This window comes from Citrobacter sp. Cb031, assembly GCF_030336725.1.
GTDB lineage: Bacteria > Pseudomonadota > Gammaproteobacteria > Enterobacterales > Enterobacteriaceae > Citrobacter > Citrobacter braakii.
This window is the reverse complement of the sequence record NZ_JAOWDA010000034.1, coordinates 268186-290127: the sequence shown is the minus strand read 5'-3', so window position 1 is coordinate 290127 and position 21942 is coordinate 268186. Positions and strand designations below refer to the sequence as shown.

General features: G+C 53.1%; 19 protein-coding genes. 5 read left to right on the top strand and 14 right to left on the bottom strand.

The genetic code is table 11. The features are described 5' to 3' along the window. Positions 1–245 precede the first annotated feature (245 nt). From narI to OGV93_RS17815, 5 genes are all read right to left on the bottom strand, one after another. Positions 246–923 (bottom strand): respiratory nitrate reductase subunit gamma, encoded by a 678-nt coding sequence (gene narI / locus OGV93_RS17835; protein ID WP_200048939.1) that lies wholly within the window; start codon positions 921–923, stop codon positions 246–248. Then, positions 923–1633 carry a nitrate reductase molybdenum cofactor assembly chaperone gene (narJ, locus tag OGV93_RS17830; protein ID WP_016153282.1) on the bottom strand — a complete coding sequence of 237 codons (711 nt, stop codon included), beginning with the start codon at positions 1631–1633 and terminating at the stop codon, positions 923–925. Before narJ ends, narI begins: the two co-directional genes overlap by 1 nt. After that, positions 1630–3168 carry a nitrate reductase subunit beta gene (gene narH / locus OGV93_RS17825; protein WP_003833388.1) on the bottom strand — a complete coding sequence of 513 codons (1539 nt, stop codon included), beginning with the start codon at positions 3166–3168 and terminating at the stop codon, positions 1630–1632. Before narH ends, narJ begins: the two co-directional genes overlap by 4 nt. Then, complete coding sequence (locus OGV93_RS17820; RefSeq protein WP_047358964.1) at positions 3165–6908, bottom strand: nitrate reductase subunit alpha; 3744 nt, start codon at positions 6906–6908, stop codon at positions 3165–3167. The genes narH and OGV93_RS17820 overlap by 4 nt, the downstream gene beginning before the upstream one ends. 395 nt (positions 6909–7303) lie before the next feature. Further along, positions 7304–8695, bottom strand: coding sequence for a NarK family nitrate/nitrite MFS transporter (locus tag OGV93_RS17815; RefSeq protein WP_016153284.1), 1392 nt, complete (start codon positions 8693–8695; stop codon positions 7304–7306). A gap of 340 nt (positions 8696–9035) precedes the next feature. On the opposite strand from OGV93_RS17815, the gene narX reads away from it, so the two are divergent. Both narX and narL read left to right on the top strand, forming a co-directional pair. Next, positions 9036–10832 (top strand): nitrate/nitrite two-component system sensor histidine kinase NarX, encoded by a 1797-nt coding sequence (gene narX / locus OGV93_RS17810; RefSeq protein WP_016156734.1) that lies wholly within the window; start codon positions 9036–9038, stop codon positions 10830–10832. Continuing rightward, on the top strand, positions 10825–11475 hold the full coding sequence (gene narL / locus OGV93_RS17805) for a two-component system response regulator NarL (protein ID WP_003020756.1): 651 nt from the start codon (positions 10825–10827) through the stop codon (positions 11473–11475). Before narX ends, narL begins: the two co-directional genes overlap by 8 nt. Positions 11476–11496: 21 nt before the next feature. Here narL and OGV93_RS17800 read toward each other — a convergent pair whose 3' ends face one another. Then, positions 11497–12882, bottom strand: coding sequence for a YchO/YchP family invasin (locus OGV93_RS17800; protein WP_142417373.1), 1386 nt, complete (start codon positions 12880–12882; stop codon positions 11497–11499). A 175-nt stretch (positions 12883–13057) separates the two neighbouring features. On the opposite strand from OGV93_RS17800, the gene OGV93_RS17795 reads away from it, so the two are divergent. Continuing rightward, the gene (locus OGV93_RS17795; protein ID WP_016156736.1) at positions 13058–13411 is read left to right on the top strand and encodes a DsrE/DsrF/TusD sulfur relay family protein; all 354 of its coding nucleotides are present in this window, start codon (positions 13058–13060) and stop codon (positions 13409–13411) included. A gap of 262 nt (positions 13412–13673) precedes the next feature. Beyond that, complete coding sequence (locus OGV93_RS17790) at positions 13674–13919, top strand: DUF1883 domain-containing protein (RefSeq protein ID WP_003833405.1); 246 nt, start codon at positions 13674–13676, stop codon at positions 13917–13919. 54 nt (positions 13920–13973) lie between these two features. Here OGV93_RS17790 and OGV93_RS17785 read toward each other — a convergent pair whose 3' ends face one another. Both OGV93_RS17785 and chaB read right to left on the bottom strand, forming a co-directional pair. Beyond that, positions 13974–14669, bottom strand: a complete 696-nt coding sequence (locus OGV93_RS17785; RefSeq protein ID WP_016156738.1) for a gamma-glutamylcyclotransferase — start codon at positions 14667–14669, stop codon at positions 13974–13976. Positions 14670–14865: 196 nt separating this feature from the next. Further along, positions 14866–15096 carry a putative cation transport regulator ChaB gene (chaB, locus tag OGV93_RS17780; protein WP_016153288.1) on the bottom strand — a complete coding sequence of 77 codons (231 nt, stop codon included), beginning with the start codon at positions 15094–15096 and terminating at the stop codon, positions 14866–14868. 275 nt (positions 15097–15371) lie between these two features. On the opposite strand from chaB, the gene chaA reads away from it, so the two are divergent. Further along, positions 15372–16472 carry a sodium-potassium/proton antiporter ChaA gene (chaA, locus tag OGV93_RS17775; protein WP_016153289.1) on the top strand — a complete coding sequence of 367 codons (1101 nt, stop codon included), beginning with the start codon at positions 15372–15374 and terminating at the stop codon, positions 16470–16472. A 152-nt stretch (positions 16473–16624) separates the two neighbouring features. Here the strand turns inward: chaA and kdsA are convergent, their stop codons facing one another. Genes kdsA through hemA form a run of 6 tightly spaced genes read right to left on the bottom strand, consistent with a single transcriptional unit; the run spans position 16625 to position 21929 of the window. Then, positions 16625–17479 (bottom strand): 3-deoxy-8-phosphooctulonate synthase, encoded by an 855-nt coding sequence (gene kdsA / locus OGV93_RS17770; RefSeq protein WP_016156739.1) that lies wholly within the window; start codon positions 17477–17479, stop codon positions 16625–16627. 35 nt (positions 17480–17514) lie between these two features. Then, positions 17515–18324, bottom strand: a complete 810-nt coding sequence (gene sirB1, locus OGV93_RS17765; RefSeq protein WP_003020775.1) for an invasion regulator SirB1 — start codon at positions 18322–18324, stop codon at positions 17515–17517. Between the two features lie 2 nt (positions 18325–18326). Further along, positions 18327–18719, bottom strand: a complete 393-nt coding sequence (gene sirB2 / locus OGV93_RS17760) for an invasion regulator SirB2 (protein WP_016153291.1) — start codon at positions 18717–18719, stop codon at positions 18327–18329. Beyond that, positions 18716–19549: a peptide chain release factor N(5)-glutamine methyltransferase gene (prmC, locus tag OGV93_RS17755; protein ID WP_200084528.1), complete on the bottom strand. Its 834-nt coding sequence runs from the start codon at positions 19547–19549 to the stop codon at positions 18716–18718. The genes sirB2 and prmC overlap by 4 nt, the downstream gene beginning before the upstream one ends. Next, a complete protein-coding gene (gene prfA / locus OGV93_RS17750) occupies positions 19549–20631 on the bottom strand; it encodes a peptide chain release factor 1 (RefSeq protein ID WP_101700523.1) in 1083 nt (360 codons plus the stop codon). Before prfA ends, prmC begins: the two co-directional genes overlap by 1 nt. A 41-nt stretch (positions 20632–20672) precedes the next feature. Continuing rightward, on the bottom strand, positions 20673–21929 hold the full coding sequence (hemA, locus tag OGV93_RS17745; RefSeq protein WP_016153294.1) for a glutamyl-tRNA reductase: 1257 nt from the start codon (positions 21927–21929) through the stop codon (positions 20673–20675). Positions 21930–21942 lie beyond the last annotated feature (13 nt).

Sequence of the window (21942 nt, the reverse complement as noted above, 5' to 3'; positions counted from 1 at the left end):
GTTCCCGAGCGGCCAAAGGGAGCAGACTGTAAATCTGCCGTCATCGACTTCGAAGGTTCGAATCCTTCCCCCACCACCATCACTTCATAAAGCACCAGCATCCAATCCATCTGTAATGTCTCATATTCTGCCCTCGATCAAGCCTCAATTCGGGTCGGCAATTTACCTGATGCACTATGCTTATCCGGCAATTAGTCGTAAAAAAACCCCGCCGGAGCGGGGTCTTGTCTTACACAGATAACCGATTAATGACGCGCACGAACAATCTGGTATTTGCGCGTCAGATATTCGACCGGAACGCTCCAGATGTGCACCAGACGCGAGAACGGGAACAACAGGAACAGCGTCATACCCAGCACCAGGTGCATACGGAAAATGAACGCGACGCCATCCAGATATTGAGACGCCCCCCCCTGGAAGGTCACCACTGTCTGCGCCCAGTTCACCAGCTTCATCATCTCGCTGCCGTCCATATGCTGGGCGGAGAACGGAATGGTCAGCAGGCCCAGCGCACATTGGATCACCAGCAGGGAGAGGATCAGAATGTCCGCTCCGGTAGTGGTCGCCCGCACACGTGGGCTGAACAGGCGGCGTTTCAGCAGCAGGACGCCGCCAATCAAACACATCACACCACTGGCACCACCCGCGAACATCGCCATCTTTTGTTTCACTTCAAGCGGCAGCCACGCTTCATACATCCAGTGTGGTGTCAGCATGCCAAGGAAGTGCCCGGCAAAAATCCCCAGGATCCCGATGTGGAACAGGTTTGACGCCAGGTTCATCCCTTTGCGATCCAGCATCTGACTGGAAGCCGCGCGCCAGGAATACTGCCCATAGTCATAACGCAGCCAACTGCCAATCAGAAAGACAGAACCCGCGATGTACGGATAGATGTCAAAGAAGAACGTATTCAGGAAGTGCATTATTGCTGTCCTCCGGTGGTGATATTCAGATACTGCGGCGCAACGGCCCCGGCAAAACGACGCTGGTGAGCGGAAATTTCCGACTCACCACACCCCTGATCGGCGAAGAATTTCACCTGCTCTTCTTCCCAGACCGCATCCAGCGCTTGTGGGGTATCGTCACGCGCTTCATCTGCAATTTTTTCAGCCACTTTATCGCTGTCGATAACGGTATTCGCCAGTTTTAACAGCAGATCGAACAGCACCGCATAACGGCTTTCACGCTGTTGCAAGCGAGCGCTGAGCAGCGCCAGAATCGGCGCGATATCCTGTAACCCCCCTAATGCTTCGCTTTTCGGCAACTGCGCAAGGTATTCCAGATACAGCGGCAGATGATCGGGAAGTTCGCGGCTGTCGAGCTGCAGACCGTGCTGTTCATACTGCGCCATCAGGTCAACCATAGCCTGACCACGATCGCGGGACTCGCCGTGTACATGTTCAAACAGCAGCAACGAGGTGGCGCGGCCACGGTCAAACAGTTCGCTATAGCTTGCCTGCACATCCAGCATGTCCTGCGCGGTGAGATCGCGCAGGAAAATGCCCAGAGTCTGGGCATCCTCTTTATCCAGGTTCTCAGATGACGCGAGTGCATCGAAAAGTTCCTGCTGATGCTGCCACAAGGCAGCATCCGGGTACTCGAGCAGACGCGAAACAATGACAAGTTCAATCATTGGTGCGGCTCCGTTTTGCTGGTCACATCGACAGCGTCGATGCGGCGGCTGTTGAACAGATTGAATTTAGTATCAGAACCGTGGCAACCGTCACCGAAGGTAAAGCCACAACCGCTTTTCTCCGGGAACGCGTCACGCGCCAGTTCACGATGGCTGCTCGGTACCACGAAACGATCTTCGTAGTTAGCAATCGCCAGATAACGATACATTTCCTGTGCCTGCGCTTCGCTTAAGCCCACCTCTTCCAGCGCACGGGTATCAACTTTACCGTCAACGGTTTCCGCACGTTTGTAGTGACGCATCGCCAGCATACGTTTCAGCGCCAACAGTACCGGCTGAGTGTCGCCTGCGGTCAGCAGGTTCGCCAGGTACTGAACCGGGATACGCAGACTGTCAACGTCCGGCAGAATACCGTTGCTGCCCAGCTCGCCCGCATCGGCGGCAGACTGGATCGGTGACAAAGGCGGCACGTACCAGACCATCGGTAGCGTGCGGTATTCCGGATGCAGCGGCAGCGCCAGCTTCCAGTCCATCGCCATTTTGTAAACCGGCGACTGCTGTGCAGCATCAATGACGCTCAACGGAATACCATCTTTCAGCGCTTGTTCAATAACAGCCGGATCGTTCGGATCGAGGAACACGTCCAGTTGACGCTGATACAGATCTTTCTCGTGCTCCGTGCTTGCCGCACTTTCAATCGCATCTGCGTCATACAGCAGTACGCCGAGGTAACGAATACGGCCTACGCAGGTTTCGGAACAAACGGTCGGCTGACCGGCTTCGATACGCGGGTAGCAGAAAATGCACTTCTCAGATTTCCCGCTCTTCCAGTTGAAGTAGATCTTCTTATACGGGCAGCCAGTGATACACATACGCCAACCGCGGCATTTATCCTGGTCGATCAGCACGATGCCATCTTCTTCACGCTTGTAGATAGCGCCGCTTGGGCAGGTCGCCACGCACGCCGGGTTAAGGCAATGCTCACACAAACGCGGCAGATACATCATGAAGGTATTTTCGAACTGACCGTACATCGCCTTCTGCATGTTTTCGAAGTTCTGGTCTTTGGCGCGTTTTTCGAACTCGCCCCCCAAAATTTCTTCCCAGTTCGGACCGCTGGTGATTTTATCCATCCGCTGACCGGTGATCAGCGAACGCGGACGGGCAATCGGCTGCGCCTTACTGTCTGCTGGGGCGTTGTGCAACGTTTGGTAGTCAAAATCAAACGGCTCATAGTAATCATCCATGCCCGGCAGATGCGGGTTAGCAAAGATTTTACCCAGCAGCAGTGCTTTGTTACCCATGCGCGGCTGCAGCTTGCCATTGATTTTACGGATCCAACCGCCCTTCCATTTTTCCTGGTTTTCCCAGTCGTTCGGGAAGCCAACGCCAGGCTTACTTTCGACGTTATTGAACCAGGCGTACTCCATACCTTCACGGCTGGTCCAGACGTTTTTGCAGGTCACTGAACAGGTGTGGCAGCCGATGCACTTATCGAGATTCAGCACCATGCCGACTTGTGAACGAATTTTCATTTTACGCTCTCCTGTACCTGGTCATTGCCTTCGCCATCCAACCAGTTAATGTTCTTCATCTTACGTACAACTACGAACTCATCGCGGTTTGAACCGACGGTACCGTAGTAGTTAAAGCCGTATGCCAGTTGCGCATAACCACCGATCATGTGAGTTGGTTTCGGCGTAATACGGGTTACCGAGTTGTGGATCCCGCCGCGCTGCTGGGTGATTTCAGAACCCGGCAGGTTAACAATACGTTCCTGCGCGTGGTACATCATGGTCATCCCGGCCGGCACACGCTGGCTGACAACTGCACGCGCCGTCAGCGCCCCGTTGCTGTTGAAGACTTCGATCCAGTCGTTATCTTCGATACCAAGATCCTTCGCATCAACTTCACTCATCCACACAATCGGACCACCGCGAGACAGCGTCAGCATCAGCAGGTTGTCGCTGTAGGTGGAGTGGATACCCCATTTCTGGTGCGGCGTCAGGAAGTTGAGCGCTTTTTCCGGGTTACCGTTAGATTTCTCGCCGATCACCGCTTTCACCGAACGGGTGTCGATTGGCGGACGATACACCAGCAGGCTCTCACCGAAGTCACGCATCCACTGGTGATCCTGATACAACTGCTGGCGACCAGACAGCGTACGCCATGGGATCAGCTCATGAACGTTGGTATAACCGGCGTTATAAGACACATGTTCATCTTCCAGACCTGACCAGGTCGGACTGGAGATAATTTTGCGCGGCTGCGCCTGGATGTCGCGGAAACGAATTTTTTCGTCTTCTTTATTCAGCGCCAGATGCGTATGGTCACGACCGGTAAATTCACTCAGCGCCGCCCAGGCTTTAACGGCAACCTGACCGTTAGTTTCCGGAGCCAGCGTCAGGATCATCTCAGCAGCATCAATTGCGGTATCCAGCATCGGTTGGCCTTTCGCCGGACCGTCAGCCTTGGTGTAGTTGAGCTTACGCAGCAGATCCATTTCGCTCTGGGTGTTCCAGGCAATCCCTTTACCGCCGTTACCGATTTTTTCCATCAGCGGACCAATGGAGGTGAAACGCTCGTAGGTTGCCGGATAATCACGCTCAACGGTCATGATGTGCGGTGCCGTAACACCTGGAATCAGGTCGCATTCCCCTTTTTTCCAGTCCTTCACGTCCAGCGGCTGCGCCAGTTCAGCGGCGGAGTCGTGCTGTATCGGCAGCGTAACGACGTCGGTTTCTTTACCGAGGTGGCCCACACAAACTTCAGAGAATTTCTTGGCGATGGCTTTATAGATTTCCCAGTCGCTCTTCGATTCCCAGGCCGGGTCAACGGCCGCAGACAGAGGATGAATAAACGGATGCATATCCGAGGTATTCATGTCGTCTTTTTCATACCAGGTAGCGGTCGGCAGCACGATATCGGAATACAGACAGGTACTCGACAGGCGGAAGTCCAGCGTAACGACCAGATCCAGTTTGCCGTCCAGTCCGTTATCCTGCCATTCCACTTCTTCTGGCTTCACGCCGCTCTGCTGGCCGAGATCTTTGCCCTGAATACCATGTTCAGTACCCAGCAGATACTTGAGCATGTACTCGTGGCCTTTACCGGAAGAACCGAGCAGGTTTGAACGCCAGATAAACAGATTACGCGGATGGTTTTTACCGTTTTCCGGCTGCTCTGCCGCAAAGCGAATAGAACCTTCTTTCAGGGATTTAACGGTGTAGTCCACCGGCGTCATACCTGCTTTCTGCGCTTCTTTCGCGATATACAGCGGGTTAGTCCCTAACTGCGGCGCCGACGGTAACCAGCCCATACGTTCAGCGCGAACGTTAAAGTCAATCAAATGACCGCTATAGCGGGATTTGTCTGCCATCGGGGACAGCAGTTCCTGCGCAGTCACCGTCTCATAGCGCCATTGGCTGGAGTGGTTATAGAAGTAGGAGGTACTGTTCATATGACGAGGCGGACGCTGCCAGTCAAGAGCAAACGCCAGCGGCTGCCAGCCAGTTTGCGGACGCAGTTTTTCCTGCCCTACGTAGTGGGCCCAGCCGCCGCCGCTCTGGCCGATACAGCCACAGAACACCAGCATATTGATCAGGCCACGATAGTTCATATCGAGGTGGTACCAGTGGTTCAAACCGGCGCCGACGATAATCATCGAACGACCGTGCGTTTTATCTGCGTTATCCGCAAATTCACGGGCGATGCGCACAATCTGAGAACGTGATACACCTGTAATTTTTTCTGCCCACGCTGGCGTGTACGCTTTCACGTCATCGTAGCTGGTCGCGCAGTTTTCATCGTTCAGACCACGTTCCAGGCCGTAGTTGGCCATAGTCAGATCGTAAACTGTGGTCACCAGCGCCGTAGAGCCATCGGCCAGTTGCAGGCGTTTAACGGGCAATTTATGCAGCAGAATGTTTTCCAGTTCGACTTTACTGAAGTGCTCGGTGCCTTCGCCACCAAAGTACGGGAAGCCCACTTCAGCGATATCATCCTGGCTACCCAGCAGGCTGAGCTGCAGTTCAGTTTCATCACCGGACGTGCCATCGCGCTGCTCAAGGTTCCATTTGCCTTTTTCGCCCCAACGGAAACCAATTGAACCGTTTGGCGCAACCATTTCGCCGTTGCTGTTAATAGCGACAGTTTTCCATTCCGGGTTATTTTCCTGGCCCAGAGAGTCAACCAGATCCGCAGCACGCAGCATACGACCAGCAGCATAGTAGCCGTCGCGCTCTTCGAGCATCACCAGCATTGGCATGTCGGTATAACGACGAACGTAGTCGGTGAAATATTGGCTCGGGTTATCGAGGTGGAACTCGCGCAGCATGACATGACCCATCGCCATTGCCATCGCCGCATCGGTTCCCTGCTTCGGAGCCAGCCACAGGTCGCACAGTTTGGCGATTTCTGCGTAGTCCGGGGTAATTGCTACTGTTTTGGTGCCTTTATAACGAACTTCAGTAAAGAAGTGCGCATCCGGGGTACGGGTCTGCGGTACGTTAGAGCCCCATGCCAGAATGTAGCTGGAGTTATACCAGTCGGCAGATTCCGGTACGTCGGTCTGCTCGCCCCAGGTCTGCGGGGAAGCTGGCGGCAGGTCACAGTACCAGTCATAGAAGCTCAGGCAGGTCCCGCCAATCAGCGACATATAACGTGCGCCGGACGCATAAGAAACCATCGACATCGCCGGGATCGGCGAGAAGCCTGCGACGCGGTCAGGACCATAGGTTTTGATGGTGTAAACGTTAGATGCGGCAATCAGCTCATTCACTTCCTGCCAGGAAGAACGAACGAATCCACCACGACCACGCGCTTGTTTGAAGCTTTTTGCTTTGTCGGCGTCTTCGATAATGGATGCCCATGCATCTACCGGATCGCTGTGCAGTCTTTTTGCTTCACGCCACATCTTCATCAGACGTTTGCGCATCAGCGGGTATTTCAGACGGTTAGCGCTGTAGAGATACCATGAATAGCTTGCACCACGCGGGCAGCCGCGAGGCTCGTGGTTGGGCATATCTGGACGAGTGCGTGGGTAGTCAGTTTGCTGGGTTTCCCAGGTCACCAGACCATTTTTCACATAGATTTTCCAGCTGCATGAGCCGGTGCAGTTTACACCGTGGGTTGAACGCACGATTTTGTCATGCTGCCAACGCTGGCGGTATCCATCCTCCCAGTCCCTGTTGGTATTGAGAAGCTGGCCGTGCCCATCGGCAAAGGTTTCGCCCTTCTGCTTGAAGTAGCGAAACCGGTCCAGGAATTTACTCATCGGTTTTCTCCTGTAGGAGCCTGACGGCTCTCTGATAAATCGACATTGCTTGATTGAGAGCGAAGGTAACGCTCTGAAAGGGCGTGAGAATTGATAACGATCAAGGCAGGCAGGGATGAAAATTGAGGGCCGATTTTGACATACCCCCTTAGTGGGATATCGATAAATCAATCAACATATTGAATTTTATTGATTTTTTTAAACTCACTTATCATACAAATGTTAAATTCTTTATAAGTGGGTATTAAGGGGTATCCCCCCTGTTTAGCATATTACGAGCGCCGTTCTAACAGGCTGTTGTCGCGTCATAATATAAAAGTATGTTGTAACTAATTGCAGGCAAAAAAAAGCGCGGTCTAACACCGCGCAATGGATAATCAACAGTTACTACTTTTTTACTTTTTAGAATGACGTCCGTACACCGCCCAGGTGATAACCACACAGGCGACATAGAAGATCAGGAATACTTTCATCGCATCGACCGGAGAGCCAGTTAATGCCAGGGACGTACCGAATGCTTTCGGGATAAAGAAGCCGCCGATCGCACCAATAGCTGAGATAAAGCCCAGCGCTGCCGCGGTGTCGGTCGCCGCCTCACGCATCGCTTTCTCTTCTGAACCGCCTTCAGCTTTCACTCTGTCCATCGTCAGCTTGCGAAAGATAACGGAAATCATCTGGAAGGTTGAACCACTCCCCAGACCAGCCGTCAGGAACAGCGCCAGGAACACCGCAAAGAAGGCGATGAAGTTGCCACCGACACCGTTTGATGGCAGCGTCAGGAACAGTAAGGCACTGAAAATAGCCATCAGCACGAAGTTCACCAGCGTTACACGGGTCCCCCCCAGTCGGTCAGAGATTGCGCCGCCTGCTGAACGAGCCAAAGCGCCAATCAACGGTCCAAAGAAGGCGTAATGCAGGATCTGTACCTCAGGAAACTGCGTTTTTGACAGCATCGCGAAACCGGCAGAGAAACCGATAAATGAACCGAAGGTTGCCAGATACAGCAGGCTCATAATCCACAGGTGCCCGCGTTTCAGCACCGGCAATTGCTCTTTCAGCGAAGCTTTTGAGGTTGCCAGTTCATTCATACCAAACCATGCGGCCAGCGTTAAAACAGCCAGGAACGGGACCCAAATCCATGCAGCGTTTGCCAGATACAGCTGCGTACCATCCGGTTGTTCAACACCCTGGCTGCCAAATGCGGCAAAGATTGACAGTGAAACCACCAGCGGAGCGACTAACTGCATCACGCTGACGCCCATGTTACCCAAACCACCGTTCAGACCCAGCGCGCCGCCCTGTTTCTGTTTTGGAAAGAAGAAGCTAATGTTTGCCATGCTGGAGGCAAAGTTCGCGCCGGCAAAACCGCACAACAGCGAGATAATGATAAAGGTACTAAATGGCGTGGAGGTATCCTGCACCGCAAAACCTAACCATACGCAAGGAATGATCAGGATACCGGTGCTGAACGCCGTCCAGCGACGTCCACCAAACAGGGGGACCATAAAGGAGTACGGTACACGCAGCAGCGCGCCGGACACCGAAGGTAATGCCGTCAGCATGAACAGTTGTTCAGTGGTGAAATCAAATCCGACTTTCGGTAAGTTCACCGCCACGGCGCTAAATAACATCCACACGCAAAACGCCAGCAGCAAGCAAGGGACGGAAATCCACAGGTTACGGCTGGCGATTCGATGACCACGCTGCTGCCAGAAGGCGGGATCTTCCGGCCGCCATTCGGTAATTACAGCTCCAGATGCCCTTTCCGGGGCAGATGAGTGACTCATAGACACCTCTGATACTTGTTTCGATGCCTGCCACATTAGGGTTTACAGCTGGAGGTAAGTTGATATAAATCAAAGGAAAAGGTGTCATTATTGATGCCTGAAATTTATCATCATCCTAAATGAGTACATAACTTCGGTAAAAAAGATGTGGTTTTTCACGCTTCTGTCGTCCCCTACTCCCCCTCGTTTAGGATCTCTCCCTCTGGCGGCAATTAAGGGGTAGCCCGTTTGAGGTATGGGTATACTCCAGTGTATCGCCGAGAATAACGCCACTGCCTGCAGCAGAATCGTCATTCAATAAGGTTTTCGGTTTTACGAAAACCCGAAGGAACAAGTCACCATGTTTAAACGTTGTCTTTCCCCGCTTACGCTGGTCAACCAGGTGGCGCTGATTGTTTTATTGTCTACTGCCATCGGCGTGGCGGGTATGGCAGTCTCTGGCTGGCTGGTTCAGGGCGTTCAGGGTAGCGCGCATGCAATCAACAAAGCGGGATCGCTACGCATGCAAAGCTATCGCCTGCTGGCGGCCATACCGCTGGACGCCAACGATCAACCACTACTGGATGAAATGGAGCAAACGGCGTTTAGCCCGGAATTGACGCGTGCCGCGCAGCGTGACGGACAACAGGCGCAATTAAAAGCCTTACAGGATTACTGGCACACCAAACTGGCACCGGGGCTTGCGCATGCGCAAACGCCTGATGCGGTTGCGCAGGATGTCAGGCGCTTTGTGGGCGGACTGGATAAGCTGGTCACCGCCTTTGACCATACCACCGAATTACGCATTGAACGCGTCGTTCTGCTGCATCGCCTGATGGCTGTATTTATGGCGTTGCTGCTGGTCTTCACCATTATCTGGCTGCGCGTGCGCCTGTTACAGCCGTGGAAACAACTGCTGGCGATGGCGCGAGCCGTCAGTCAACGTGATTTTACCCAACGCGCACATATCAGTGGACGTAATGAGATGGCAGCGCTGGGCTCGGCGCTGAATAATATGTCGGAAGAACTGGCCGAAAGTTACGCGGTGCTGGAACAGCGGGTACAGGAGAAAACGGCGGGTCTGGAGCACAAAAATCAGATCCTCTCTTTCCTGTGGCAAGCCAACCGCCGCCTGCACTCTCAGGTGCCGTTGTGCGAACGCCTCTCTCCGGTACTGAACGGTCTGCAAAATTTGACCCTGCTGCATGATATTGAACTGCGGGTCTATGATCTGGAAGATGAAGATAATCATCAGGAATTTACCTGCCAGTCCAATGTCAGCTGTGATGAGAAAGGCTGCCATTTGTGTCCGCGCGGTACGCTACCCGCCATTGACGGCGGTATCACACTGAAATGGCGGCTAACCGACGCCCATACTCAGTATGGTATCCTGCTCGCGACTTTGCCGTACGGACGCCATCTCAGCCACGATCAGCAGCAACTGGTTGATACCCTGGTTGAGCAACTGACCGCAACGCTTGCACTCGACAGGCATCAGGAGCGTCAGCAGCAGTTGATCGTGATGGAAGAGCGTGCCACCATTGCGCGCGAACTTCATGATTCTATTGCACAATCGCTCTCCTGTATGAAGATGCAGGTGAGCTGTTTGCAGATGCAGGGCGATGCGCTTTCAGATAACTGCCGCGAGCTGCTCAGTCAGATTCGTAACGAGTTGAACGCCTCCTGGGCGCAACTGCGCGAGCTGTTAACGACCTTCCGTTTACAACTGACGGAACCTGGATTAAGACCGGCGCTGGAAGCCAGCTGTCAGGAATACAGTGCGCGTTTTGGTTTTACGGTTAAGCTGGATTATCAGCTGCCACCGCGTCTGGTCCCTTCGCATCAGGCGATTCACCTGCTACAAATTGCGCGCGAAGCCCTGAGCAACGCCCTCAAACACTCTCAGGCCGATGAAGTAGTCGTGACGGTGGTGCAAAATGGTAAGCAGGTCAAACTTACAGTGCAAGATAACGGCTGCGGCGTACCGGAAAACGCCGAACGCAGTAACCACTACGGCATGATAATCATGCGCGACCGTGCGCAGAGCTTGCGCGGCGATTGCCGTGTACGCCGTCGCGAGACAGGCGGTACTGAAGTTGCTGTCACTTTTATTCCCGAAACAAACTTCACAGAAGTCCAAGGAGATACCCATGAGTAATCTGGAACCGGCAACCATCCTGTTGATCGACGATCATCCGATGCTGCGAACCGGTGTAAAACAGCTTGTCAGCATGGCGCCCGATATCACCGTTGTCGGCGAAGCCAGCAATGGTGAGCAGGGTATCGAGCTGGCAGAATCCCTTGATCCCGATCTGATCCTTCTTGATCTCAACATGCCCGGCATGAACGGTCTGGAAACACTCGACAAGCTGCGTGAGAAATCACTGTCAGGCCGTATCGTCGTGTTTAGCGTATCCAATCATGAAGAAGACGTGGTTACTGCACTGAAGCGCGGTGCCGACGGTTATCTGCTGAAAGATATGGAGCCGGAAGATTTGCTGAAAGCATTGCAGCAAGCGGCTGCCGGTGAAATGGTGCTGAGCGAAGCCTTAACGCCGGTTCTGGCCGCCAGCCTACGCGCCAATCGTGCAACGTCCGACCGTGATGTTACCCAACTGACGCCGCGCGAACGCGATATTCTTAAGCTCATCGCCCAGGGCCTGCCTAACAAGATGATCGCCCGCCGCCTGGACATCACCGAAAGCACGGTAAAAGTTCACGTGAAGCATATGCTGAAGAAAATGAAGCTCAAATCACGTGTTGAAGCCGCGGTATGGGTGCACCAGGAACGTATTTTCTGATAACGCGCGCATGCGTCATTGTTAACGAGGATCATTTTCCGAAACGGTAGTAAACGGTTCGGTCAGTGATAGCGTGATCTCATTGGAAGAGACACGCTGGCCCTGCTCATCTTCTACCACCACAGACAACCGCCAGCGGTTCGTCGCACCTTCTCTGCTGTCCCACTTCGGCATAATAATCGTCCAGCCCTGCGCGCTTCGGTTATTGCTGCCAGCCGTTAAGCTCAACGCCTGAGGATCGCCCTGCCACGTCAGGTGGCGGATCCCATGCAAACTACGCACCTGCAGCTTCAGCGCCACCGTCTCTCCCGGTTTGAGATCCCAGGGCGGCGTGGCCAAAAATACCGACAGCGTTTTACGCTGGCGATACTCCAGCGTCGGCAAATTGTTACGCTGCGGATCGTCATAACGACTGCCGCGCAGTGAACGGCTGTTCGCCACCTCACTGACCATCAACTGTTTTTTTAACGGCACGCCAAAACGGTAACTAAGCGTTAAGCCGAGGTTATTCTGGCTAATGCCGCTTTCACCCTGCTTATGCTGCGCTGTCACCGTGATCAGCGGCACCGGTGTATAGCTCAGCCCGAGGTTCACCGCCACCGGATTGTGATACCCGGTTCCCGAATGAAATAGATCCACCCGGTCGCCAAAATACTGTTCCACGCTGACGCTGGTATTGAGATGTTGATAGAACGGCATCCGCATTTGCGCGGTCAGATCGTAGCCGCGGGCCATCCGTTGTTGCTGGGTTGCAAAACGATCCTGCCAGGAAGACAACGGTTGATAATAGTTAGCGGATAAGCGCAAATATTCGCCCCATGCCTCCGCGCCGAGGCCTCCCCGGGGCAGATTTTCATCCAGTAAGTTGTCATAAAAGGTGTTGTAACCCAGTAACCAACCGTCGCGTACCCAACGTTGCCCAATCCCCGCATTACTGACTAAGCCGTCGTCCTGTTGCGTCACTCCTAGCTGGCTCCAGGTAAGATAACGTTGGTTGTCCTGCCACGGCACAAACCAGCTTCCCCGACTCCCGGTAAAACTGCCTTCGTTATCCACCTGCAACCCGATGCTGGCGTTTCCCCAGGGAGAAAGCCAGGATTCCAGTTGCTGATTCACCTGTTCGCTGACCGTATCTCGCACCTGGCCAAACGCGAACTGCTTCGCCTGTTCACCGGTATCAAGCCCGTTATCAGTCATGCTGGCTTCACCAAACGCTTTGACCATTTCGGCAAAATGCTTTTCGCCTGCCCGCGACTCCGGGGCCATACCAAGATCGGGCAAGCCATCACTATTGTTATCGAAAGGGTTTTCAGCCTGGTGCACAAAGGACGACTGCGCGTTAGCAGTACCGCCTGCCAGCGGCAAGAGTGCGAATACAGCAAGAGAAGAACAGATAATACGGCTCAAATCGTTAGTGGTTTCTTACATCAATTAGCCACAGTGGCATACTTATCTTAAACCATAACGTTTTCAGCGTTGATTTTCAGCCCCTCCCCCTTTTTTCGGCATTATCCTGGCATTGAGAAATAGGTGTAACATACGTGTCGGTTATTAACGCTCACATGCAGTAACAGGAGTAAAAATGCAAAAGATAGTGATCGTCGCGAACGGAGCGGCTTATGGAAGCGAATCGTTATTTAACAGCCTGCGTCTGGCTATCGCCCTACGCGAACAGGAAGCCGGTCTCGACCTGCGTCTGTTTTTAATGTCTGATGCCGTAACCGCAGGATTACGTGGTCAGAAACCCGCGGAGGGCTACAATATTCAGCAAATGCTGGAGATCCTGACTGCGCAAAATGTTCCGGTAAAACTGTGCAAAACCTGCACCGATGGTCGTGGGATCACGGCGCTGCCGTTAATTGACGGAGTGGCCGTCGGCACGCTGGTAGAACTGGCTCAATGGACGCTGGCTGCAGATAAAGTGTTGACCTTCTGATATACCGTTTTCAGGCAAGCGCACTGAAAGTGTCGATAATTTCCGGATTTAATATTTGATGGGCGCGGTTTCGTTGAACGTTAGCACGCCCGTTCAACCCTTTTGAGGTGTTTTGTCACTTTTGTTTAATCGTTATGCCATTTTTTGATCAAAATCAGCATCCTGTTGCTCCCCCTTTGGTGTTATGCAATGAGTGAAATGTGAACAACATCACGTAGCACTTTCGACAGAAAGTACGTTGTTTTCAAGAACGGGGTGAAAAATGGCATTAGTGAAGGCAAGTTTAAAGTTATTTGGTGGCGATACGGTGGTTGTGCGCTGTTCCGAGCGCTGTCACATCCATCTGATGAGCGAAAAAAATCACGTCAAAGACACGCAGTCCGACATCTTAAGCGTGCAGGATCGTGATAACGCATGGTTGACCGTGCCCTATACCGGCGTCTGGAACGTGCTGATCGACAGCCACAGTCAGTCGCTTGAGCATTCGATAAGTTATATTGCAGCCTAAGCGTGACATGCCCGAAAAGCGCCTGGCTTTCGGGCATACAATTCCACGCCGGGTTCAGGCAAACCCTGGCCGCATAACGCCTTCTGGCAGGTTCTCTCCCAACAATCGTTTGACCGTGATCACCAGATCATTAAGACAATCATCCTGCATCCCCAGCTTGACCAGCTCTTGTTCCAGCGAGAACAGATACTGGGCATTGGTGCCTAAAGGTCCGCTGGCCGCGGCGATAAGCGGCGCGATCACCTGCGCGCGCGTGTCTGACTCAAACAGCGGATGGCGCGGATCCATAATAAACACCAGCGCGTTCACCGTACGGCCGTCATCAAGCGCCAGCTGGCACCAGGTCGGCAGATAGCATCCGGTGATCATTTCTCGCTTCCACAACAGAGAAAGCTCTTGTTCCAGCGACGCGTCCGGCAAGCGGTAGGCCACACCGGTGGTACGTCCGCCCTCTTTCAGGGCCAACATGCGGCCTGGCTGACACGCCGTTCCTCGCCCCGCCGTCAGGCGCAGACAAAATGCACGGTGCCAGCCGACTAATGTGCCGGTACAGGACTCTTCAAACTCTAAGGCCGGGTTCCACATCAACGATCCATAACCGAAGATCCACACCGGTCCATCATCTGGTCGACAAGCGAGCGTAGCGGCCAGTGAGGCTGCACGTTGTTCCGCTGACCAGAGTAGTGATTCTTCAATAGCACCAAATGCCGTCTTACAGTCGGCATTCAATAAAAAATCACGCGTTAACACCTTACACCTCCGCCACTGCTGCTTCCCTGCGACAACTTTTTTGACGCCTTCCGGGCTTTTTTACTGCTCATTTTGAAACCAATAGCTGGACAATAGGCAATTCACCGCTCGCTTGCAAGCCAGTAACCGCGCGGCGTAGCACGATTCGCTAACGCCTGATGCAAGCGAGTTTATAAAGGCATTATAATTGATACTGTTACGTCTTTTTATGCCATTTACCATCATCACCTTTTTGGTAATCATTTTTAACCGCGGCCCACGCTACCTTATGTGCCGTCTCTTCTCGGGTGGCATCGTCACGGCGGTCAGATTTGTCTTTATACTGTTCCCAGGCGCTGTTGAAAGCTTCTTTATAAATGTCCTGAGCATGGGCTGGCAGAACGTGCTGCACGCTGTCAGGCAGATCGCTTTTAGATTTATAAGGCATTGTGAACTCCTCTTTTTAGGCTAAACCTTAAGTGTGGTTAACAATGCGGCGAGACGCCAATAATGGACATTTTTAGAAATTTTCTTTACCTAACCTTCTGTTAATTAAACAGTCTATAAACAAGAAATTGTTTTTTGGCCGCTTTGAGAGGGAAAACAGGTGATGTAGTAAAATTTCGTAAAATGTCACCTACAAAACCACGTTTTCTGTTATTTTTTACATTCTTTAATACTTTTTATAATTATAAATACCTGCAGAGATGGAGAATTAATGCAATGACACAAGCACATGAGGCGGTAAAAACCCGCCACAAGGAGACCTCTCTCGTCTTCCCGATTTTGGCGCTGGTAGTCCTGTTCTTCTGGGGGAGCAGTCAGTCACTACCAGTGGTCATCGGTATTAATGCGCTGGCCCTTATTGGTATATTAAGCAGCGCATTCAGCGTTGTCCGTCATGCGGACGTATTAGCCCATCGACTTGGCGAACCCTACGGGTCGCTGATCCTCAGTTTGTCCGTTGTTATTCTTGAAGTCAGCTTAATCTCCGCATTAATGGCAACCGGCGATGCCGCACCTACGCTGATGCGCGATACGCTGTATTCAATCATTATGATCGTAACCGGGGGTCTGGTCGGTTTTTCATTACTGTTAGGTGGCCGTAAATTTGCCACTCAGTATATGAACCTATTTGGTATTAAGCAGTATTTAATCGCCCTGTTCCCACTGGCCATTATTGTACTGGTATTCCCGATGGCGTTGCCGGGGGCAAATTTCACTACCGCGCAGGCGCTGTTGGTGGCGTTAATTTCTGCGGCGATGTACGGCGTATTTTTGCTGATTCAAACTAAAACGCACCAAAGTCTGTTCATTTACGAGCATGAAGACGAGGGTGACGACGACGACCCGCATCACGGTAAGCCGTCTGCGCACAGCAATCTGTGGCACGCCGCCTGGCTTATCATTCATCTGATCGCTGTTATCGCTGTGACCAAGATGAACGCCAGTCCGCTTGAGACCTTGCTGACTGAACTGAATGCGCCAGTCGCATTTACGGGTTTCCTGGTCGCGTTACTGATCCTCTCGCCTGAAGGACTGGGCGCACTGAAAGCGGTTCTGAGCAATCAGGTACAGCGGGCAATGAATTTATTCTTCGGTTCGGTATTAGCCACAATTTCGCTGACCGTACCGGTGGTGACGCTGATTGCATGGGCAACCGGGAATGATTTGATGTTTGCGCTGGGTGCGCCAGAGATGATTGTGATGGTTTCATCACTGGTTCTGTGTCAGATCTCTTTCTCCACCGGACGCACCAATGTGCTTAACGGTGCAGCGCATCTGGCACTGTTTATCGCCTATCTGATGACAATATTTGCCTGATTATTATTTTAGACGTACCGCACGGTCCTCTTCAGGGCCGTTTTCTTTTCTGCCGATATAACACAATCGATGGCGCGTCTGGTGCCTGACGGCGACCTTTATACCCTTTTCAAATAGCAGGCCGGAGGGAAATTCCGGCCTGTCACACTCTCTTAGTTCTCGGTATCCAGCTCGTCGAAGCTTTTCACCAGGTCATCAATCGCTTTAATCTGCGTCAGGAACTGTTCCAGCTTCGCCAGCGGCAGCGCGGATGGACCATCGCATTTCGCATTGGCTGGATCCGGATGCGCTTCAATAAACAGACCTGCCAGACCAACCGCCATACCGGCACGCGCCAGTTCGGTAACCTGCGCACGACGACCGCCGCTTGCTGCGCCAAACGGATCGCGGCACTGCAGCGCATGGGTAACGTCAAAAATCACCGGTGAGTTGCCGGAGACTTTCTTCATCACGCTGAAGCCCAGCATGTCCACAACCAGATTGTCATAACCAAAGTTCGCACCACGGTCGCACAGAATAACCTTATCGTTGCCGCCTTCATGGAATTTATCCACGATGTTGCCCATCTGAGCCGGGCTGATGAACTGCGGTTTCTTCACGTTGATAACGGCACCGGTTTTCGCCATTGCTTCCACCAGATCGGTCTGACGAGCAAGGAATGCCGGAAGCTGAATCACATCCACCACATCAGCAACAGGCTGTGCCTGGCTGGCTTCGTGAACGTCGGTGATCACTTTTACGCCAAAAGTCTGTTTCAGTTCCTGGAAGATTTTCATCCCTTCTTCAAGGCCCGGTCCACGGTAAGAGTGGATGGAAGAACGGTTGGCTTTATCAAAGGAGGCTTTAAACACGTAAGGGATACCCAGCTTTTGAGTAACGGTTACGTAGTGCTCACAAATGCGCATCGCCAGATCGCGGGATTCCAGCACGTTCATTCCGCCAAACAGCACGAACGGCAGGTCATTTGCCACGTTGATGTCGCCAATGCTAACCACTTTTTGTTTCATAGGATCGCCTTAAACGGTAGGTAAAGTGTGATTAATCAATGCAATACAATTTGTTTGTGCGAAATAGTATTAATTTGCGCACGAATCATTTCGCTGATCGGGTCTTCCGGACACTGTTCAACGAAATAACTTAAATCTGTCAGCGCAACATGTTCGCACTCGAGCTGCGCGTATATTAAACCACGATCGCGAATTTCATACGGATCTTCAGGATTAAACTGCAATAGTGCTTCACTGGCACGCAGCGCCAGCTCCATTTGCCGCTCTTCCATCAGTGATGATTTCAGCGTGTCGAGCAGTTTGCGGATCACTTCCGCGTTATCCGCTTCATCCAGGTCTTCGTTAAACAGCTCCGCGACCGGGCTGATGTTCCCCTTCAACCACACTTCCAGCGTGTGCTCATTTAACGTTTCGCCATTGAATGGATTGATTAGCCACATTTCACCATCGAGCGACTCAATACGAAGGATCAGTTGCGTCGGGAAAATCACCGGTACCAGCGGCAGCTCCAGTCTGTTGGCAATCCACAATAAGATCGCCCCCAGAGACACGGCGCTGCCCTGCCGATTTTTCAGTACCTGGTCAAGCCAGAGTGCATCAGAAAGACGATAGACGCCGTGGGTATCCGTAAATCCCCATTCGCCGTAAAAAAGTGCCAGCAGTTTTTCCAGTTGCTCATCCTGAGACAGGAGCTGGCTAATTTCTTCTTGCGCCAGACTGACCAGACGTTCCAGTTCGTCGTAGACAGTTTGTGTTGGAAAATCCAGACGGATAGACTCCGACGCCAGGATCATCCCATCACACAATGGCGCTTTATTAAATTCGAAATCAGCTAACGACCTCATGCTTACCCCAGTAACGGTATTTTTGTGGTGGCGAGTTTAATGATGATGTACAGCACCACCAGCGCCAGCGGAAATGCGACTAATCGCGCCTGCTGACTGCGCGCCCGACGATAATCGAGCGCAATAAAACCCAAAACGATGTAAATGATAACCCCAAACAGCTTTTCAGTCAGCCATGTCCCGTGCTCAGTGAATGGCAGGATGTGCGCTTTAACCATTAACGCCACGCCGCTGAGTAATAAAACGGTATCCACAACCGGTGGCACAATGCGCGTCCAGCGTGCGCAGGCAAGACGCGAGTCGGTGTAACGCCACCAAAAACGCAGCGTCAGCAAGCCAACGGAAAGCGCAATACTGATGAGATGAATGTTGAGTAACACACTGAAGGTACTCATGATGGGATGCGTCCAAGCGTAATTCGCTCGTTGCCGCCATAATCACGGCAGGTTTCAACCGCCTGGTAACCAGCACGAGTAAATACGTCCCGGACGGCCTGCCCCTGCTGCCAGCCATGTTCCAGCAACAGATAGCCGCCGGGCGTTAACACGCGCTGAGACTGGTCAATGATATGCACAATATCCGCCAGTCCCCGATCGCCCGCCACCAGTGCCGACAGAGGTTCAAAGCGTACATCGCCTTGCGCCAGGTGCGGATCCTGTTCGTCGATATACGGCGGATTACTGACAATCATGTCAAACTGCTGTCCCTGCAAAGCGCTGAACCAGTTGCTTTGCAGCACGCAAACATTGCCGATGCCCAGATGCTGTTTGTTGCGAGTGGCCAGCGCAACAGCATCCGGCATGCGGTCAACCGCCGTTACTGCGCAATCCGGACGTTCGGTTGCCAGTGCCAGCGCAATGGCGCCCGTGCCGGTTCCCAAATCGAGAATGCGGCATGCTGAGGCCGGCAGGCGAGCCAGCGCCTGTTCCACCAGACACTCTGTATCCGGACGAGGAATAAGCGTAGCCGGAGACACAAACAGCGGCAGTGACCAGAACTCCCGCACGCCGGTTAAATGCGCCACCGGCTCACCCCGCTGACGGCGCTCCAGTAATGTGTCGAGCTGTTGACGCTGCGCCTCGGTTAATACCGTTTCACCGAAAGCCAAAATAAAGGTGCGTCCCTTACCTGTAACAAACTCGAGCAAAATCTCGGCGTCACGGCGCGGGCTTTCACTTGCCTGTAATTGGCTTATCGCTTCACGCAGCCAGTGCTGATAATCCATTAATCCTGCTCGGACAACGCCGCCAGTTGGTCGGCCTGGTATTCCTGGACAATTGGCTCAATGAGCATATCCAGTTTGCCTTCCATCGCTTCATCCAGACGGTAGAGCGTCAGGTTAATGCGGTGATCGGTCACGCGACCCTGCGGGAAGTTATAGGTACGGTTGCGATCGCTGCGATCGCCACTGCCCAACAGATTGCGACGCTCAGAGGCTTCTGCCTGTTGACGTCTTGCCACTTCGGCGGCACGAATTCGCGCCCCCAGCACCGACATCGCTTTCGCTTTGTTTTTATGCTGCGAACGTTCGTCCTGGCATTCCACTACGATACCGGTCGGCAAGTGGGTAATACGGATTGCGGAGTCGGTGGTGTTAACGTGCTGACCCCCTGCGCCTGATGAGCGGAAGGTATCAATACGCAGATCGGCCGGGTTGATGTCCGGCAGTTCGGCATCCGGCAGTTCCGGCATGACCGCGACCGTACAGGCCGAGGTGTGAATACGGCCCTGTGACTCCGTCGCAGGTACGCGTTGCACACGATGCCCACCGGACTCAAATTTCAGTCGACCGTACACGCCTTCGCCGCTAATTTTGGCAATGACTTCTTTAAACCCGCCATGTTCGCCTTCGCTGGCGCTCATGATCTCTACCCGCCAGCGACGCGATTCAGCGTAACGGCTGTACATGCGGAACAGATCGCCGGCAAACAGCGCGGCCTCATCACCACCGGTTCCCGCACGCACTTCGAGGAAGGCGTTACGTTCGTCATCAGGATCTTTAGGCAACAGCAGAACCTGCAGATGTTGCTCCAGCTGCTCGCATTTATCTTTTGCTTCACGCAGTTCATCCTGCGCCATTTCACGCATTTCAGGATCGTCGAGCATCATCTGAGCCGTCTCGATATCTTCCTGAACCTGTCGCCAGTCCGTAAAACAGCGAGATACATCGCTTAATTGCGCATATTCGCGCGACAGTGCACGAAAGCGTTCCTGGTCTGCGATAGTACCCGCATCCCCGAGCAGCGCCTGAACTTCTTCATGGCGTTCATGCAGGGCTTCCAGTTTGGCAACGATAGAAGGCTTCATAGGCGTAAATGCACCCTGTAAAAAATAAGATTGGTGTGCTGCTACTCCAGCCCGAGGCTGTCGCGCAGAATATTCAGGCGTTCACTATCCCCGTCACGGGCGGCCTGTTGAAGTGATTTGGTTGGTGCATGGATCAAGCGGTTGGTCAGTTTCCAGGCCAGATCCTGCATAATGGCTTGCGCATCACCACCCTGTTGAAGAGCAGCCAACGCTTTGGCAGTCAGTTCATCACGGATCTGTTCTGACTGACTGCGATACTCGCGGATAGTTTCACTTGCGCCCTGAGCGCGTAGCCAGGCCATAAATTCGCTGGTTTCCTGCGCCACAATGGTTTCGGCTTCCACGGCCGCCGCTTTGCGCTGGGCCAGGTTATGCGAAATGATGCTTTGCAGGTCGTCAACGCTGTACAGATAGGCGTTGGACAACTTACCCACTTCCGGCTCGACATCGCGCGGTACGGCGATATCCACCAGCAGCATAGGTTGATTACGGCGATTTTTAAGCGCGCGCTCCACCATTCCTTTGCCGATAATCGGCAGCGGGCTGGCGGTAGAACTGATAATAATATCGGCATCCTGTAAACGCGCGTCGATATCACTCAGCGAAATCACTTCGGCGCCGACTTCATCCGCCAGCACTTGCGCCCGCTCGCGGGTACGGTTGGCGATGATCATCTTCTTCACTTGATGCTCACGCAGGTGTCGCGCCACCAGCTCAATGGTTTCGCCTGCGCCCACTAACAGCACGGTCACCGTGGAGAGCGATTCAAATATCTGCCGCGCCAGCGTACAGGCGGCAAAAGCCACGGACACGGCGCTGGCACCGATGTCTGTTTCTGTACGTACACGTTTAGCGACAGAGAATGATTTCTGGAACATGCGCTCCAGCGCACTGGCGTTCAGGTGACCTTTTTGCGAATCCGCAAAAGCTTTTTTCACCTGCCCCAGAATCTGCGGTTCACCAAGCACCAGCGAATCCAGACCGCTGGCAACACGCATCAAATGGCTGACGGCGTCGTTGTCCTGGTGCCAGTACAGGCTATTGCGCAAGTCTTCTTCATTAAGATTATGGTAATCGCACAGCCAGCGAACCAGCGCTTCTTGCAGGTTATCCTGCTCTTCAACGCTGAGATACAGTTCCGTACGGTTACACGTCGACAGCACCACCCCGCCCTGCACCATTGGCTGCGCAAGCAGGCTGTCCAGCGCCTGATCGAGCGTATCCGGCGAAAACGTTACGCGTTCTCGCAGCGATACAGGTGCCGTTTTATGGTTAATACCAAGCGCTAAAAGGGTCATGTGTGCGGGAATA

Coding starts and splice junctions, on each gene's coding strand:
- OGV93_RS17795 (WP_016156736.1), top strand. CDS start 13,058: ATGCAAAAGATAGTGATCGTCGCGAACGGAGCGGCTTATGGAAGCGAA.
- kdsA (WP_016156739.1), bottom strand. CDS start 17,479: ATGAAACAAAAAGTGGTTAGCATTGGCGACATCAACGTGGCAAATGAC.
- sirB1 (WP_003020775.1), bottom strand. CDS start 18,324: ATGAGGTCGTTAGCTGATTTCGAATTTAATAAAGCGCCATTGTGTGAT.
- prfA (WP_101700523.1), bottom strand. CDS start 20,631: ATGAAGCCTTCTATCGTTGCCAAACTGGAAGCCCTGCATGAACGCCAT.
- OGV93_RS17815 (WP_016153284.1), bottom strand. CDS start 8,695: ATGAGTCACTCATCTGCCCCGGAAAGGGCATCTGGAGCTGTAATTACC.
- chaB (WP_016153288.1), bottom strand. CDS start 15,096: ATGCCTTATAAATCTAAAAGCGATCTGCCTGACAGCGTGCAGCACGTT.
- OGV93_RS17820 (WP_047358964.1), bottom strand. CDS start 6,908: ATGAGTAAATTCCTGGACCGGTTTCGCTACTTCAAGCAGAAGGGCGAA.
- narL (WP_003020756.1), top strand. CDS start 10,825: ATGAGTAATCTGGAACCGGCAACCATCCTGTTGATCGACGATCATCCG.
- narX (WP_016156734.1), top strand. CDS start 9,036: ATGTTTAAACGTTGTCTTTCCCCGCTTACGCTGGTCAACCAGGTGGCG.
- narJ (WP_016153282.1), bottom strand. CDS start 1,633: ATGATTGAACTTGTCATTGTTTCGCGTCTGCTCGAGTACCCGGATGCT.
- chaA (WP_016153289.1), top strand. CDS start 15,372: ATGACACAAGCACATGAGGCGGTAAAAACCCGCCACAAGGAGACCTCT.
- narH (WP_003833388.1), bottom strand. CDS start 3,168: ATGAAAATTCGTTCACAAGTCGGCATGGTGCTGAATCTCGATAAGTGC.
- OGV93_RS17790 (WP_003833405.1), top strand. CDS start 13,674: ATGGCATTAGTGAAGGCAAGTTTAAAGTTATTTGGTGGCGATACGGTG.
- sirB2 (WP_016153291.1), bottom strand. CDS start 18,719: ATGAGTACCTTCAGTGTGTTACTCAACATTCATCTCATCAGTATTGCG.
- prmC (WP_200084528.1), bottom strand. CDS start 19,549: ATGGATTATCAGCACTGGCTGCGTGAAGCGATAAGCCAATTACAGGCA.
- narI (WP_200048939.1), bottom strand. CDS start 923: ATGCACTTCCTGAATACGTTCTTCTTTGACATCTATCCGTACATCGCG.
- hemA (WP_016153294.1), bottom strand. CDS start 21,929: ATGACCCTTTTAGCGCTTGGTATTAACCATAAAACGGCACCTGTATCG.